A 12,866-nucleotide genomic window follows, 5' to 3' on the forward strand; every position below is an offset into this window, starting at 1 on the left:
TGCGGATCAGGCTTCGGCCAGCCCTTTCTCCAGTATGCTGCGTTCGATGAATTCGCGGCTTTCGCGGGCGTTTTCCAGCGCACTGTTGTCCTTGGTCGGGTCCACGTCCTGCTCGACGGTGATCCAGCCTTGATAGCCGATGGAATCCAGACTCTCGCGGACCGCGTCAAAGTCCACACAGCCCTGTCCCAGCGGGCAGAACACGCCCTGGCCGATGGCGGTATAGAAGTCGATGCCATCCTTCACCACGCTTTCGAGTACTGGCGCCTGAATATCCTTGAAGTGGATATAGGCGACGCGCTCGCCGTAGGTGCGAATCAGTTCCGCCGGATCGATGCCTGCATAGGTGCAGTGCCCGGTATCGATGCACAGCTTGACCAGATCAGCATCCAGCTCAGCCATCGCACGGTCCACTTCATCGCGATACTCGATGTAGGTGCCGGCATGCGGATGCAGCACCGGTGTGACCGCATATTCCTGACAGATTTCCGCCACCTGACGAATCGTGACCATCATCTCGCGCCACTGCGCATCATCGAGACGGGTCGCGGTTTCCTGCTGGCCGGCTTCATCGGTACGTGGCGAGCTGACATGGTCGATGATGACCATGTAGTTGCCCTGCTGAGGCTTGAGCACTTCACAGGTCGCGCGGGTGTAATCCAGGATTTCCTGACGGCGTGACGCATCGTGCAGATGCTTGAAGATGGTACCGGCGATCAGCTCGAGCCCTCGACTGTCCAACGCGGACGCCAGCGCGGCCTGCTCGGTCGGCAGGTAATTGAGCGGGCCAAGCTCCGTCGCCTTGAAACCGGCGCCGGCGATTTCGTCGAGCACGGTCTGCCAGCTGGGATTGGCGGGGTTGTCGGCGAACTCGATACCCCAGGAACACGGTGCGTTGGAAAGCTTGATGTGCATGATGATGTCCTTCTTATTGGCGTTGTCGTTGTCTTTCGGGATGACCATCGTCAGTGACGTGGAAATGAGGCCTCACATCGGGTGCCGAACGAGTGGCAACGGTGGAGCCGACATGAGGCGCTCCTGATGTCGCAGTCAGATCAGAACGCGACCCAGCGATTCTCGTTGTCAGAGGATTCCACACAGCACTCCAGCAACCGCACGCCTTCGATGCCTGCATCGATATTGGGGAACCAGAGAGACTCCAGCTCCTGCTCCGACAGGCCAAGGTGTTGAGTGCCTGCGCCGTTACGACGTGCTTCAGCGCCCTGCATGGCGAGGGCATAACGGTGATAGACATTGGCCCAGGATTCGAAGAAGCCTTCCGCGTGGCCGCCGCCGATGCGATTGCTGTTCACGGCGTTGTCGCCCTCGGCCAAATAGCCCATGCCACGTTCCAGAATCCGTACCGGTTCGCCCTGGACCTCGTAGCGCAGCTGGTTGGGATATTCATCCCACCATTCGATACTGGCCTTCTCTCCCACCACACGAATCTTCTGCTGATGCATGGATCCCGCATTCACCGCACTGGCCCACAGTGACCCCACCGCGCCGTTCTGGTACTGGAGCAACACCTGGGCGTTGTCTTCCAGCGGCGCCCGCGAGGCCACGAAGCTCTGGCGGTGGCACATCAGGCGTTCGACCTTGAGTCCGGTGATGAACTGGCCGGCATAGAAGATGTGCGTCCCGAGATCCCCCAGCACATAAGTCGGCCCGGAAACGGCAGGACTGGTGCGCCACTTGGCGCCGCTGCTGACCTGTTCGACCGGCTGGCTATGGAAGCCATGGGCAAATTGCATGTTGACCATGCGCACCTGCCCCAGCTCACCGGACTGCACCATGGCACGTGCCTGATGCAACATCTGATAGCCGCTGTAGCCATACATGACACCGAAGACCAGACCGCGCGCCTGTGCTTCAGCCTTGAGCTCCTCTGCCTCGGCAACCGTGAAGGTCACCGGCTTTTCACAGATCACATGCAGGCCAGCCTTGAGCGCCGCCAGACTGATGGCATGGTGAGTACTGTTGGGTGTGGCGATGCTGACGGCCTGAATGCCATCGTCGCGGGCAGCTTCGGCCTCGAACAGGCTGGCGTAATCCGGGTAGCAACGCTCTGGATCGAGCCCCAGGTTGGTGCCGAATTCACGACCGCGTTCCGCGTCGAGATCGAAGGCACCGGCGACCAGCTGGAACAAGTTGTCACGATGGGCAGCAGCACGATGGGCGTGGCCGATTTCACTGCCACGGCCACCACCGACCATGGCCCAGCGCAGCGGCGCGAGATTGTGTTCTTCATTGAACATCAGAGATTCTCCTGGCAAATGCATGGGTGCTGATAATTGGCGTTGTCATTGCAGAGGGGTTCATGAGGCCCGTTGCTGCGTGCGCCAGGCCTCACGACTCACGCAGAATCAAAGTCCAGCAGAATCAAAGCCCGCGGCGCTGATGGACACGGCCGGCATTCATGGCGGCCACCTGTGCTTCATCCACGTCCTCGCGGACGACTTCCGGTAGCCCCACATCCCACCAGCAGTCACAGGAAGACCACTTGGTGGAATCGATATCCACCACGATGACGTAGGTGCGTGGGCTCTCCTTGGCGCGCTGGTAAGCGGCCCGGAAAGCACTGATGTCACTCAGGTGCTCACCGTAGGCACCTTGCGACTGGGCATGCTGGAGGAAGTCGACGCGTACCAGCTCGTCGGCCTGGCTACGACAATCGGCCAGCATGTTGTTGAAGGAAGGGTTGCCGCTGTTGTTCTGCAGCTTGTTGATGACCGCAAACCCGGCGTTGTCACAGACGACAACGATCATCTTGTGGCCTGTCAGTACCGAGCTGTAGATATCGGAATTCATCATCATGTAGGAGCCGTCGCCGACCAGGACCACGACCTCGTTGTCGGGGTTGGCGATCTTGGCACCCCAGCCACCGGCCACTTCATAGCCCATGCAGGAGAAGCCGAACTCGATGTCGAACTTGCCGAGCTGCTTGCTCTGCCAGTTCATGTTCAGTTCTGCCGGCAGGCCACCGGCGGCCGTCAGCACGGTATCACCGGGCTCCTGCACCGCATTGACGCTGGCAATGACCTGGGCGTAGGACGCCATCTGCCCCGCGACGATCTCCCCGCGGTTGGCGCACAGGGATTTCCACTCGGTGACTTCAGCCTGGCCCTTTTCCAGCCAGCGCTGATCGGCCTGCCATTCACCCAACCCTGAATCAAGACGCACCAGCGTGTGACGAGCATCGCCGATGACCGCCATGGCGCGATGCTTGATGGCATCCATATGCGCCACGTTGACGGATACGATCTTCACCGCCGGATTGCGAAATACCGACCAGGACCCGGTGGTGAAGTCCTGCAGACGTGTGCCGATGGCCACCAGCACATCACATTCCGCTGCCATGGCATTGGCGGAATTCGAGCCAGTCACGCCGATGGGGCCCATATTGCAGGGGTGAGATTGCAGCAGGGAAGAACGCCCTGCGATGGTCTCGACCACCGGGATATTGCGACGCTGAGCAAACTCCGCCAGCAACTGATTGGCTTCGGAATAATGCACACCACCGCCAGCGATGATCAGTGGCTTCTCGGCCTTTTCCAGCAGAGAAATAGCCGCTTCAATCGAGCGTGTGTCAGCTTCCGGGCGACGAATATGGTGAATGCATTCTTCGAAGAGCGCCTCTGGATAGTCATAAGCCACGCCCTGGATATCCTGAGGCAATGAAATCATGACCGGGCCGCAATTGGCGGGATCCGTCAGGGTCGCGATCGCAGTCGGCAAGGACTGCATGAGCTGTGCGGGGTGAGTGATGCGATCCCAAAAACGAGTGACGGGCTTGAAGGCATCATTGACGCTCAGGCTGGGCTGATGGGCATGCTCGACCTGTTGCAGCACCGGGTCTGGCAGGCGCGAGACATGCGCATCGCCGGCAAACATCAGCAACGGCAGTCGGTTGGTATGCGCGATACCTGCCGCCGTGATCATGTTGGTGGCACCCGGCCCGATGGAGGTGCTCGCGATCCCGATCCGCTGACGCTTGTTGGCCTTGGCGTAGGCAACGGCAGCAACCGCCATGGATTGCTCATTCTGGCCGCGCCAGATCGGGATGGTGTCCTGGATGTTGTGAAGCTGTTGCCCCAGGCAGGTCACATTGCCGTGACCGAAGATGGCGAACCCGCAACCGAACAAGGTCTCGACTTTACCGTCGATGTCGATCTTCTGCGCCGCCAGATATCTGGCGATGGCTTCGGAGACGGTCAATTCTATCGTTTTCATTCCTCTCTCCCGACGAGCATATGGCGTTGTTTTATTGTGTGCATTCAGGTCGAAAAATCGGCACCTGAAGCTCAGTGATCATGACGCAGGAAAATGATGGTCAGCGCTGAATTCTTCACCGTTCGAAAAGACACTAGCAGTGCCTGAAAACGTTTTCATCCAAATTTCAAAAAAAAGGCCTCGCCTTGGATCAAAGTTCAATAAGGTCAATCATGCATGATTGAAGTGGCCTATCCGACAGGCAGAAAAGACACGTTTCACCTATCGAGAGCCGTATCAGCAACGTCGCCTTGTCCCGGCCCTCTTCCCCACGACACAGCCCATACAGACCCGTCCCTCTAGACCCGTCCATCTAGACCAGTCCACCATCCACGATATAGGTCTGGGCGGTGATCATCCGGCTATCGTCCGCAGCCAGGAACAGCACCATCCGTGCGACGTCCTCCGGCTGCACACGTTGATGCAGACTCTGATTTTCCAGCACCTGGCGCTCAAGCTCCGGGTCCCACCACAAGGCTTTCTGGCGCTCGGTGATGACCCATCCCGGCAAGACCGTATTGACGCGAATTCCGGCGTCTCCCATGTCACGCGACAGCGTCCGCGTCAGGCCGATGGTAGCGGCCTTGGCGCTCGAGTAGCCTGTGATATCACGCGAACGCCGCAAGAAACTGGGAGAGCTGAAGTTGATGATCGACCCGCCGCCCGCTGCCTGCATGCCAGCAAACACCGCCTGGCTTGCGAAGACCACATGTCGCAGATTGGTGGCCTGCAGGTTGTCCCATGTCTCGACATCCAACTCCGACAAAGGCACACGCGTATCCCGAGCCGCATTGTTGATCAGTACTTCAATCGTCCCGAACTCATCAGCGGCAGTACAGATCACAGCACGAAGCTGTGTAATATCGGTCACGTCACAATGCTGATAGCGTACCTTCCCACCTGTGCCTGAGAGCTGCTCCGCCAGCGCTTCGCCTGCCGCATCATCGATATCGACGAAGCTCACACAGGCCTGTTGCTTGCAGAAATGCTCGACCAGCGTGGCGCCAATGCCACTCGCGCCCCCACTGATGAAGACATGTCGCCCCTCAAGACTCGGATAACGTGCAAATTGACTCATGTTGCCTCTCCTCTCCTATCGCGGGTTCGTGACTTGCAGGTAACGCACGCCTCGATCAATACCCTTCGCGGTGACCCGTCTCGCGCTCCATGGCACTCAACAACTCGCGGGCCCCTGCCATCAGCAGACGAGTATCTGACCCGACGGTGACGAGGTCACAGCCACGTGCCAGCATTCGCTTCGCATGCGCAGCCCCCCCATTGTGGATACCGACGATCTTGTCATGCAGACGAGCCCGCTCGATGAGCTGACCGATCAGGGTATCCATCGGGCCATCCCCGTGATCGAACCCCGGAGCATGGCCATGAGAGAGCGCCAGATCCGCGGGACCGATATAGAGGCCATCCAGCCCCTCCACGGCAAGAATCTCTTCCAGGTTCGCCACACCTTCACGGGTCTCGATCATGCCCAGCACCAGCATCTCGTCATTGGCATGCTTCGCATAATCTGCCCCGCCATACAGCATGGCGCGATGAGGGCCGAAGCTGCGCATCCCCAGCGGGGGATAACGACAGGCAGCCACCAGTGCCCGGGCGTCATCGGCCGTGTTGATCAAAGGCGCGATCACGCCATAGGCCCCCGCATCCAGCACCTTCATGATCAAACCGGGTTCCAGGCTCGGCACTCGCACCAGCGGAACGGTGTCAGTGGTGGAGATGGCCGTCAGCATCGGCAGCAGATCGCTGTAATCGATCACCCCGTGCTGCAGGTCGATGGTCAGGCTGTCCCAGCCCTGATGGGCCATGATCTCTGCCGAAAAGGCACACGGCATGGAGAGCCAGCCATTCACGACGCCCTCCTTTCGGGCAATGCGTTGCTTGAGGCGATTGAGGCGCATGGGGTCTCCCTCTGGAGTTCATCAATGGTGGAAGTCACAAGGGACAGGTCACTCGTGAGGCTCACGAATCGTGACCCGGGAGGGTGAGCGTTCCCCACTCGGCATGTCGGGTGATGCTGGAGAGCGAGAGGCAAAGGCGGCGACGGGGACGCCCGGCACCTCAACCTCCAGGGCGAACACGCTGCCGGACAACGGGGCCGCGGCCAGCGCCTCAGGGCTCATGCCCTTGCGCAAGGTGGTCACGTAAAGCGTTGTCATGTCGGCCCCGCCGAAGCACGGCATGGTCGGGCCGGGACATGGCAGGTGGACCTGGCGCGCCAGACGTCCCTCGGCATCCCAGTAATTGAGCACTCCGCCAAAGACGCCTGCACTCCAGTAGCCTCCCGCCATATCCATCGCTCCGCCATCGGGGCGGCCGTGCAGTGCAGGCTGGGTCTCGGCGAATACCCGCGGTGTGCCCATGACACCACTTTCCGGGCAGTAGTCCGCGATATAGATCGTGTCACGTCGCGTATCCGCAAAAATCATGCGCTGTCCATCAGCGCTCCAGGCCAGGCCATTGGCGACGATGAGGCCTGACTGCAGCCGTTGGGTCTGTCCAGTGGGAGAGACATCATAAAAATGCCCCAACGGCCGTGAACGACTCGCCTCATCCATGGTGCCGATCACGAAGTGTCCATTCGGCGCGACCTTGCCGTCATTGAAGCGCGTACCCTCCAACGGCTCGGAAGATGGGCAGGCCAGAAACGCCAGGGCGCCAGTATCAAAATCAAGCAGATAGATGCCGGAGCGCATGGCAACGATCAGACGCCCATCGGCACAGCGCCCGAAGGCACCCAAGGTCTCTGGCAGCACGCGCCGTTCTCGCTTGCCATTACTCAGGCAGTAGCGCTCGATCGCCGGGGCATAAAGGTCTGCCCAGAACAGGCTGTTGCCACTGGCATCCCAGACCGGGGATTCCCCCAACTCCGCCCGGGTCTCTATGAGCAGTTCAATTTCCGCCATTTCCTGGACTCCCGTCGACGATGGCCATGGCGCCTGCGTGGGCGCACGCCTTCCAGACCTCTGCTCCGATACCCTCGACCTCATCTCCCTGCTTCACGCAGCGACGCTCAATAGATATCGGGTTCAGGGGTACTGCCAGGCGCGCCATTGGCAAAGTCGAAGTCACAGCCCTCGTCCGCCTGGGTGACATGTGCCTTGTAGAGAGAGGCATAGCCGTGAGGGTGCCGATCCCTGGGCGGCTGCCAATCCGCCAGTCGGCGCTGGATCTCCTCTTCGTCGACCATCAGATCCAGCCGACGATTGGGGACATCGACTGCGATGATGTCACCGGTCTGAACGATGGCCAGCGGCCCGCCGACGGCGGCTTCCGGCGCCACATGCAGAATGCAGCTGCCATAGCTGGTGCCGCTCATGCGCGAGTCGGAGATCCGCAGCATGTCGCGCACGCCTTGTTTCAGCAGCTTGGCCGGAATCGGCATCATGCCCCATTCCGGCATGCCGGGGCCGCCCACCGGCCCGCCATTCTTGAGCACGATGATGCTGTCGGCCGTGACCGGGAGGTCCTCATCATCGATGCGCGCCTTGAGGTCGGCGATGTTCTCGAACACATAGGCAGGCCCTTGATGGACATGCAGGCGAGGGTCCGCCGCGGTCGGCTTGATGATGGCGCCCTTCGGCGCCAGGCTGCCGGTCAGCACGGCGGTCCCGCCCGAGGCATTGACCGGACTGTCCAGCGGGAGAATGACTTCCGGGCGCCAGACCTTGGCACCCTCGATGTTGTCGCCCAGGGTACGGCCGGTCACGGTCATGGCGGAAAGCTTCAGCTCACTGCCGATGTTCGTCATCAAGGCCGGAAGCCCTCCGGCATAGAAGAAGTCTTCCATCAGATATTCGCCGGAAGGCTTGAGGTTCAGCACCAGCGGCACACGACGCGATATCTCGTTGAAGCGCTCCATCGGCAGCGTGATTCCGAGACGCCGCGCCATGGCCACGATGTGGATGATGGCGTTGGTCGAGCCCCCGATCGCCATGTCGACGGCAATCGCGTTATCAAAGGATGCCTCGCTCATGACATCGGTCGGCTTGAGATCTTCCCAGACCATTTCCACCGCTCGCTTGCCGCTGGCGTAGCACATGCGGTTGTGATTGGCGTCCACCGCGGGAATGCTCGAGGCCCCCGGCAGGCTCATGCCCAGCGATTCCCCGATCGACATCAGTGTCGCGGCCGTGCCCATGGTCATGCAGGTGCCCGGAGAGCGGGCAATACCGTTCTCGATCTCGTTCCAGTCACTCTGACTGACGTTGCCGATACGCCGTTCATCCCAGTACTTCCAGACATCCGTACCGCTCCCCAATACCTGACCACGGTAATTGCCACGCAGCATGGCGCCGGCCGGCACATAGATGGTCGGCAGATTCATGGAGATCGCGCCCATGAGTACGCCCGGCGTGGTCTTGTCACACCCGCCCATGACCACGGCACCATCCACGGGGTAGCTGCGCAGCAGTTCCTCGACTTCCATGGCCAGCATGTTGCGATACATCATGGCGCTGGGCTTCATCAATTGCTCACCCAGTGACATGGCAGGCAATTCGACAGCAAAGCCCCCCGCCGCCGTGATGCCACGCTTGATATCCTTGACCCGCTCAGGGAAGTGGGAATGGCAGGTATTGAGGTCATTCCAGGTATTGATGATCGCGATCACCGGCTTGCCGACGAACTCCTCTCCCCAATAGCCCATCTGCTTGACGCGGGAGCGATGCCCGAAAGAGCGCAGATCATCCTGCTTGAACCAGCGATTACTGCGCAGATCGTCGACCCCTTTCCTGTTCATCCCGTACTCCTTGCAACGTGATTGACCGAACAATGGCGTAGCAGAACCCGCACCGGCTGCCGCGAGGGCGACCCATCATTGCGTCATTCCTGAATGAAGTGGCGTTGGCTATCTCAATGGAACCATCGAATCAGCGCGCCAATTGACTGTCCTGCCGCGAGGGCAGAGACACCCAGTCACCATTGCGCCGACTTGAGTCGAGCGCGGTGGCAGCGAATTCGACACCGCGGACCCCGCTACGGATGTCGGGATACCAGAGGGCAAGCGGATCGACAGGGATGCCCTGCTGGCTGGCCGTGATGTCTTCATGAAGATCGCTGTACAGCGAGGAAAAGGCTTCGCGATATCCCTCGGGATGTCCAAAGGCCACTCGCGAGATACGCGTGGAGGCATCATGCAGGCCGGCCGCTCCCTTGGAGAGCAGTAAAGGGGCGCCATCGAGCCGTCGGAACAGGAGCTGATTGGGGGTTTCCTGGTGCCACTCAAGACCGCCGAGACTGCCGAAGATCCGGAAGCTCAGGCCATGTTCTGCGCCGGCCGCCGCCTGGGTAATCCACATCAATCCGCGGGCGCCATTGGCATAGCGCAACAGTACGTTGGCGTTATCGTGAGCGTCACGTCCGGCCACGCTGGCCGTGACATCGGCACTCAATTCACTTGTCTCAAGTCCGGAAACATACTCGAGCATATGGAAGGCGTGAGTCGCGATGTCATTGAGAATCATCGATTCTCCCGCGATGGCCGGATCCATGTGCCAGTCATGCCCCGCCTTCTCGGCATCCGTCAGGCTCGCCAGATGCCCCTGGACGTAGTCACATTGCAGCTGACGAATCTCGCCCAGTTCCCCGTTCTCGATCATGGCGCGTGCCTGACGCACCATCGGATAGCCGGTATAGCCATAGGCCATGCAGAAGCGCAGACCTGCCCGCTCGGCGAGCGCTTCAAGCTCTTTCGCCTGAGCCGGATCATTGACCAGCGGCTTTTCACAGACGACATGAAAGCCCAGCTCCAGAGCCAATCTGGCCAGGGCGAAGTGACTGTCGTTGGGCGTGAGAATGGCGATGACCTCAGCCCCATCTTCGCGAGCGGCTTCCTCGCGCAGCAGTGATTCACCATCGCCATAACCACGTGCGATGTTGAGTTGCTCCGCCTGCTGGCGTGCGCGCTCAGGATTTGAGGACAGTGCCCCTGCCACGACGCGGTACCGCCCATCCATCTGTGCCGCTGCACGATGGACCTGACCGATGAAGGACTGGACACCGCCCCCTATCATCCCCAGACGCAATATCTGTGGAGTCTCGTCATGAGACTGGGTCTGGAGGCGTTCGGCGCAAGCGGTTGTGGTCGGCTGAGTCATGGTGCATCCCGGCTTCAGGCATGAATGGCATTGTTGTTTTCTCGCGCACCACCGTCGTGAACCTCTTGACGTCGGTGCGCGGCATACCGAGCAGCCTAGCGCAGCCAAACCGGCTTTGAAAATGTTTTCAAAGCCATTTAGACCAAGGGACGAGACGGGAGAAAACCAGGTGATCTGATGGGGTTCAGCGCATGGCGCATGGCACCTGGAAGATGAGCGCCTGAAAGATGTAGCCGCTGTGCAAGCGCTGGAAGACAGGCGCGAAGTCCAGAGAGAATCCTCTGAAGCTTCATCCAGAGCGAGACGTATCCAGAGCAGGTTTCGTCGAGAGTGGGTCTCAGCCGACGTGCTGGGTCGTGCCGCGCTGGGTGATATGACATGGCATGATGATACGGTCTGGCGCCGTATCCCCTTGCTTGATGCGCACGAACAACAACGACACCGTCTTGTTGACCATTTCCGTGAAGGGCTGGCAAATCGTCGTCAGATCATAGGATTTGCTTGAGGCAAAGCGGATGTCATCCACCCCGACGATGCCGATATCCTGCGGAATCCGGTGAGAGAATTCGTGGCGAATCGCATCCATGCCACCACAGGCCATGATGTCATCGAAGTAGAAGATACTGTCAGGAATGACCTCGGCGGCAGCGAGCAACTCACAGGTCGCTTCATATCCTGCGTCGTAGCTGTGACGGTGCCCCTCGCCCACACCATGCAGCGTGAGTCCGCGCTGCTCCAGGCGCTCGATGAAACCACGCTTTCTGTCCAGCGTGGCCTGTTCCTTGGTCGATGCCCCCACATAGGCCAGGCGGCGATAGCCATGATCAATGAGATGATCCGCTGCCATTCGGCCCATCTCGACATCGTCACAGGTGACGACGCTTGCACCGGAATCTTCGCCATCACGCCCAAAGATCGCGACCGGCGTGTTCTGCCTGGCACAGGCTTCGACCAGCTCAGGAGGGACAGAGGCCGACGTGACGATCAGTGCATCGACGTGATACTCCATCACCAACGAGACGGCTTCCGAAATGCTTTTCTCGGTGTTCACGTTGATCAGCAACGTATGGCAGTTGTGTCGTTGTATGGCCGCCGAAAACTCGCTGAGAATCGCCAGATAGACCGGATTCTCGAAATTCGTCACGAGAATGCCGATCAAGCTGGACTGTGACTTGATGCCTCTCGCCAACCGATTCGGCTTGTATCCCAGGCGCTCTGCTACCGCCAGAATACGACGGCGCATCTCGGGTGAACTGCTCCCTTCCGGATTCATGGCACGCGAGACCGCCGCTATCGAGACATTGGCCTCTCTGGCCACATCCGTGATGGTGACGCGCTTGGTGGCAGGTGCGCTGTCGGTTTTTTTCATGCTCTCTCCCTAACGAGGCTCAATGCCCAATATCTCATCAAGGCATCCCACCCCACATTGGATAATCATTGGCCGACCATATCGCGGATCACGCAAGCATGCAGCAGGCACATGATGAAGGATACAGCCGTATCACGTTGGCTTTGATGTGTGCCACCAGAGAGTCAATATCCTCCTTTCGATAACACGACCCTGGCGACTATCTCTGGCAGCATGAGTGCTCAAGACCACAGTAGAACTGACGCAACAGACGATGCATCGGTTACTGGAGCCTCGTCGTGGTACACCCGGACGATGACCTTGGATACGACTTGGAGGTCGCCGATCACGAAGATATTGCAAGGGGCTTTGCAGTAGATGTGTTTCTATGCCCCTATAGTCCCCTCCTGGCAATGAGCCAATGAGCACATCAATGGCTTGGCACGGCAGTACTTCTCCAGGGAGCAGTCTCCAAGAATGTCAGTACAGCTGAGCTACGCAAGATGCGTCGAGAAACCGAATGACCATTCCCGACAACGCCTATGCTGTCGAATAGCCAGCCCAGGTATTCTCGAGAAAATATTTTAAAACCCTGCATGCCATGCGTGCTGCTCTTGTTGCTGGAGCTCAGACACAAAAAACCGATGCCTGCAAAATGCAAGCATCGGTAACATAAAATATATATATTAAAAAAACTTCACGAATCGGACAGTTTATCCCATTCTTTTTCAGCATCTTCTTTCTTCATGCCATAACGCTCTTGAACCTTCCCGACAAAGTGCTCCTTGCGACCCGCAATTTCGTCGACATCTTCATCGGTAAGCTCTCCCCAACCTTCGCGAACCTTACCTTTGAGTTGCTTCCACTTACCTTCGGCGATATCGCTATTCATGGCAGCCTCCTAAATAAAACAGATAATGCGACAAATAAAAATTAACCAATGACCCGTCACATGCTGTGATTGAGCCTCATGGCAGGCCACGAATATAAGCTAGCACAGATATTAGTGCTCAACAACAGCCCTACCGCTTCAACCCATTGGTGGCGCTACCATTGACTTGAAATGAAATATAGCGCGAGCCAGCAAATCCGATACAACATCATCGACAAAAAGTTCCCGTCATCTTTGCGTG

At 59.0% G+C, this 12,866-nt stretch carries 10 protein-coding genes; all 10 read right to left on the reverse strand.

Going from position 1 to position 12,866, the window contains the following annotated elements:
* Positions 1–6: 6 nt before the first annotated feature.
* On the reverse strand, positions 7–915 hold the full coding sequence (locus HXS66_RS00345) for a TIM barrel protein (protein WP_176493101.1): 909 nt from the start codon (positions 913–915) through the stop codon (positions 7–9).
* Between the two features lie 140 nt (positions 916–1,055).
* Complete coding sequence (locus tag HXS66_RS00350; protein ID WP_084208923.1) at positions 1,056–2,258, reverse strand: Gfo/Idh/MocA family protein; 1,203 nt, start codon at positions 2,256–2,258, stop codon at positions 1,056–1,058.
* 124 nt (positions 2,259–2,382) lie between these two features.
* A complete protein-coding gene (gene iolD / locus HXS66_RS00355; protein ID WP_176502610.1) occupies positions 2,383–4,233 on the reverse strand; it encodes a 3D-(3,5/4)-trihydroxycyclohexane-1,2-dione acylhydrolase (decyclizing) in 1,851 nt (616 codons plus the stop codon).
* Positions 4,234–4,585: 352 nt separating this feature from the next.
* Positions 4,586–5,350 (reverse strand): SDR family NAD(P)-dependent oxidoreductase, encoded by a 765-nt coding sequence (locus HXS66_RS00360; protein ID WP_084208925.1) that lies wholly within the window; start codon positions 5,348–5,350, stop codon positions 4,586–4,588.
* A gap of 55 nt (positions 5,351–5,405) precedes the next feature.
* Complete coding sequence (locus HXS66_RS00365) at positions 5,406–6,188, reverse strand: HpcH/HpaI aldolase/citrate lyase family protein (RefSeq protein ID WP_176502611.1); 783 nt, start codon at positions 6,186–6,188, stop codon at positions 5,406–5,408.
* Between the two features lie 48 nt (positions 6,189–6,236).
* The gene (locus HXS66_RS00370) at positions 6,237–7,193 is read right to left on the reverse strand and encodes an SMP-30/gluconolactonase/LRE family protein (protein WP_176502612.1); all 957 of its coding nucleotides are present in this window, start codon (positions 7,191–7,193) and stop codon (positions 6,237–6,239) included.
* A 107-nt stretch (positions 7,194–7,300) separates the two neighbouring features.
* Positions 7,301–9,028, reverse strand: coding sequence for an L-arabinonate dehydratase (araD, locus tag HXS66_RS00375; RefSeq protein ID WP_084208928.1), 1,728 nt, complete (start codon positions 9,026–9,028; stop codon positions 7,301–7,303).
* Positions 9,029–9,158: 130 nt separating this feature from the next.
* Complete coding sequence (locus HXS66_RS00380) at positions 9,159–10,385, reverse strand: Gfo/Idh/MocA family protein (RefSeq protein WP_176502613.1); 1,227 nt, start codon at positions 10,383–10,385, stop codon at positions 9,159–9,161.
* A 337-nt stretch (positions 10,386–10,722) separates the two neighbouring features.
* Positions 10,723–11,754, reverse strand: coding sequence for a LacI family DNA-binding transcriptional regulator (locus tag HXS66_RS00385; protein WP_084208930.1), 1,032 nt, complete (start codon positions 11,752–11,754; stop codon positions 10,723–10,725).
* A 676-nt stretch (positions 11,755–12,430) separates the two neighbouring features.
* Positions 12,431–12,625, reverse strand: a complete 195-nt coding sequence (locus tag HXS66_RS00390) for a CsbD family protein (protein WP_054555838.1) — start codon at positions 12,623–12,625, stop codon at positions 12,431–12,433.
* Positions 12,626–12,866 lie beyond the last annotated feature (241 nt).

The sequence above is a fragment of the Cobetia sp. 5-11-6-3 genome (assembly GCF_013374055.1).
GTDB lineage: Bacteria > Pseudomonadota > Gammaproteobacteria > Pseudomonadales > Halomonadaceae > Cobetia > Cobetia marina.

Bases quoted from the DNA above. Each gene is read 5' to 3' on its own strand.
- HXS66_RS00345 (WP_176493101.1), bottom strand. From the start codon at position 915: ATGCACATCAAGCTTTCCAACGCACCGTGTTCCTGGGGTATCGAGTTC.
- HXS66_RS00385 (WP_084208930.1), bottom strand. From the start codon at position 11,754: ATGAAAAAAACCGACAGCGCACCTGCCACCAAGCGCGTCACCATCACG.
- HXS66_RS00365 (WP_176502611.1), bottom strand. From the start codon at position 6,188: ATGCGCCTCAATCGCCTCAAGCAACGCATTGCCCGAAAGGAGGGCGTC.
- HXS66_RS00380 (WP_176502613.1), bottom strand. From the start codon at position 10,385: ATGACTCAGCCGACCACAACCGCTTGCGCCGAACGCCTCCAGACCCAG.
- HXS66_RS00350 (WP_084208923.1), bottom strand. From the start codon at position 2,258: ATGTTCAATGAAGAACACAATCTCGCGCCGCTGCGCTGGGCCATGGTC.
- araD (WP_084208928.1), bottom strand. From the start codon at position 9,028: ATGAACAGGAAAGGGGTCGACGATCTGCGCAGTAATCGCTGGTTCAAG.
- iolD (WP_176502610.1), bottom strand. From the start codon at position 4,233: ATGAAAACGATAGAATTGACCGTCTCCGAAGCCATCGCCAGATATCTG.
- HXS66_RS00390 (WP_054555838.1), bottom strand. From the start codon at position 12,625: ATGAATAGCGATATCGCCGAAGGTAAGTGGAAGCAACTCAAAGGTAAG.
- HXS66_RS00360 (WP_084208925.1), bottom strand. From the start codon at position 5,350: ATGAGTCAATTTGCACGTTATCCGAGTCTTGAGGGGCGACATGTCTTC.
- HXS66_RS00370 (WP_176502612.1), bottom strand. From the start codon at position 7,193: ATGGCGGAAATTGAACTGCTCATAGAGACCCGGGCGGAGTTGGGGGAA.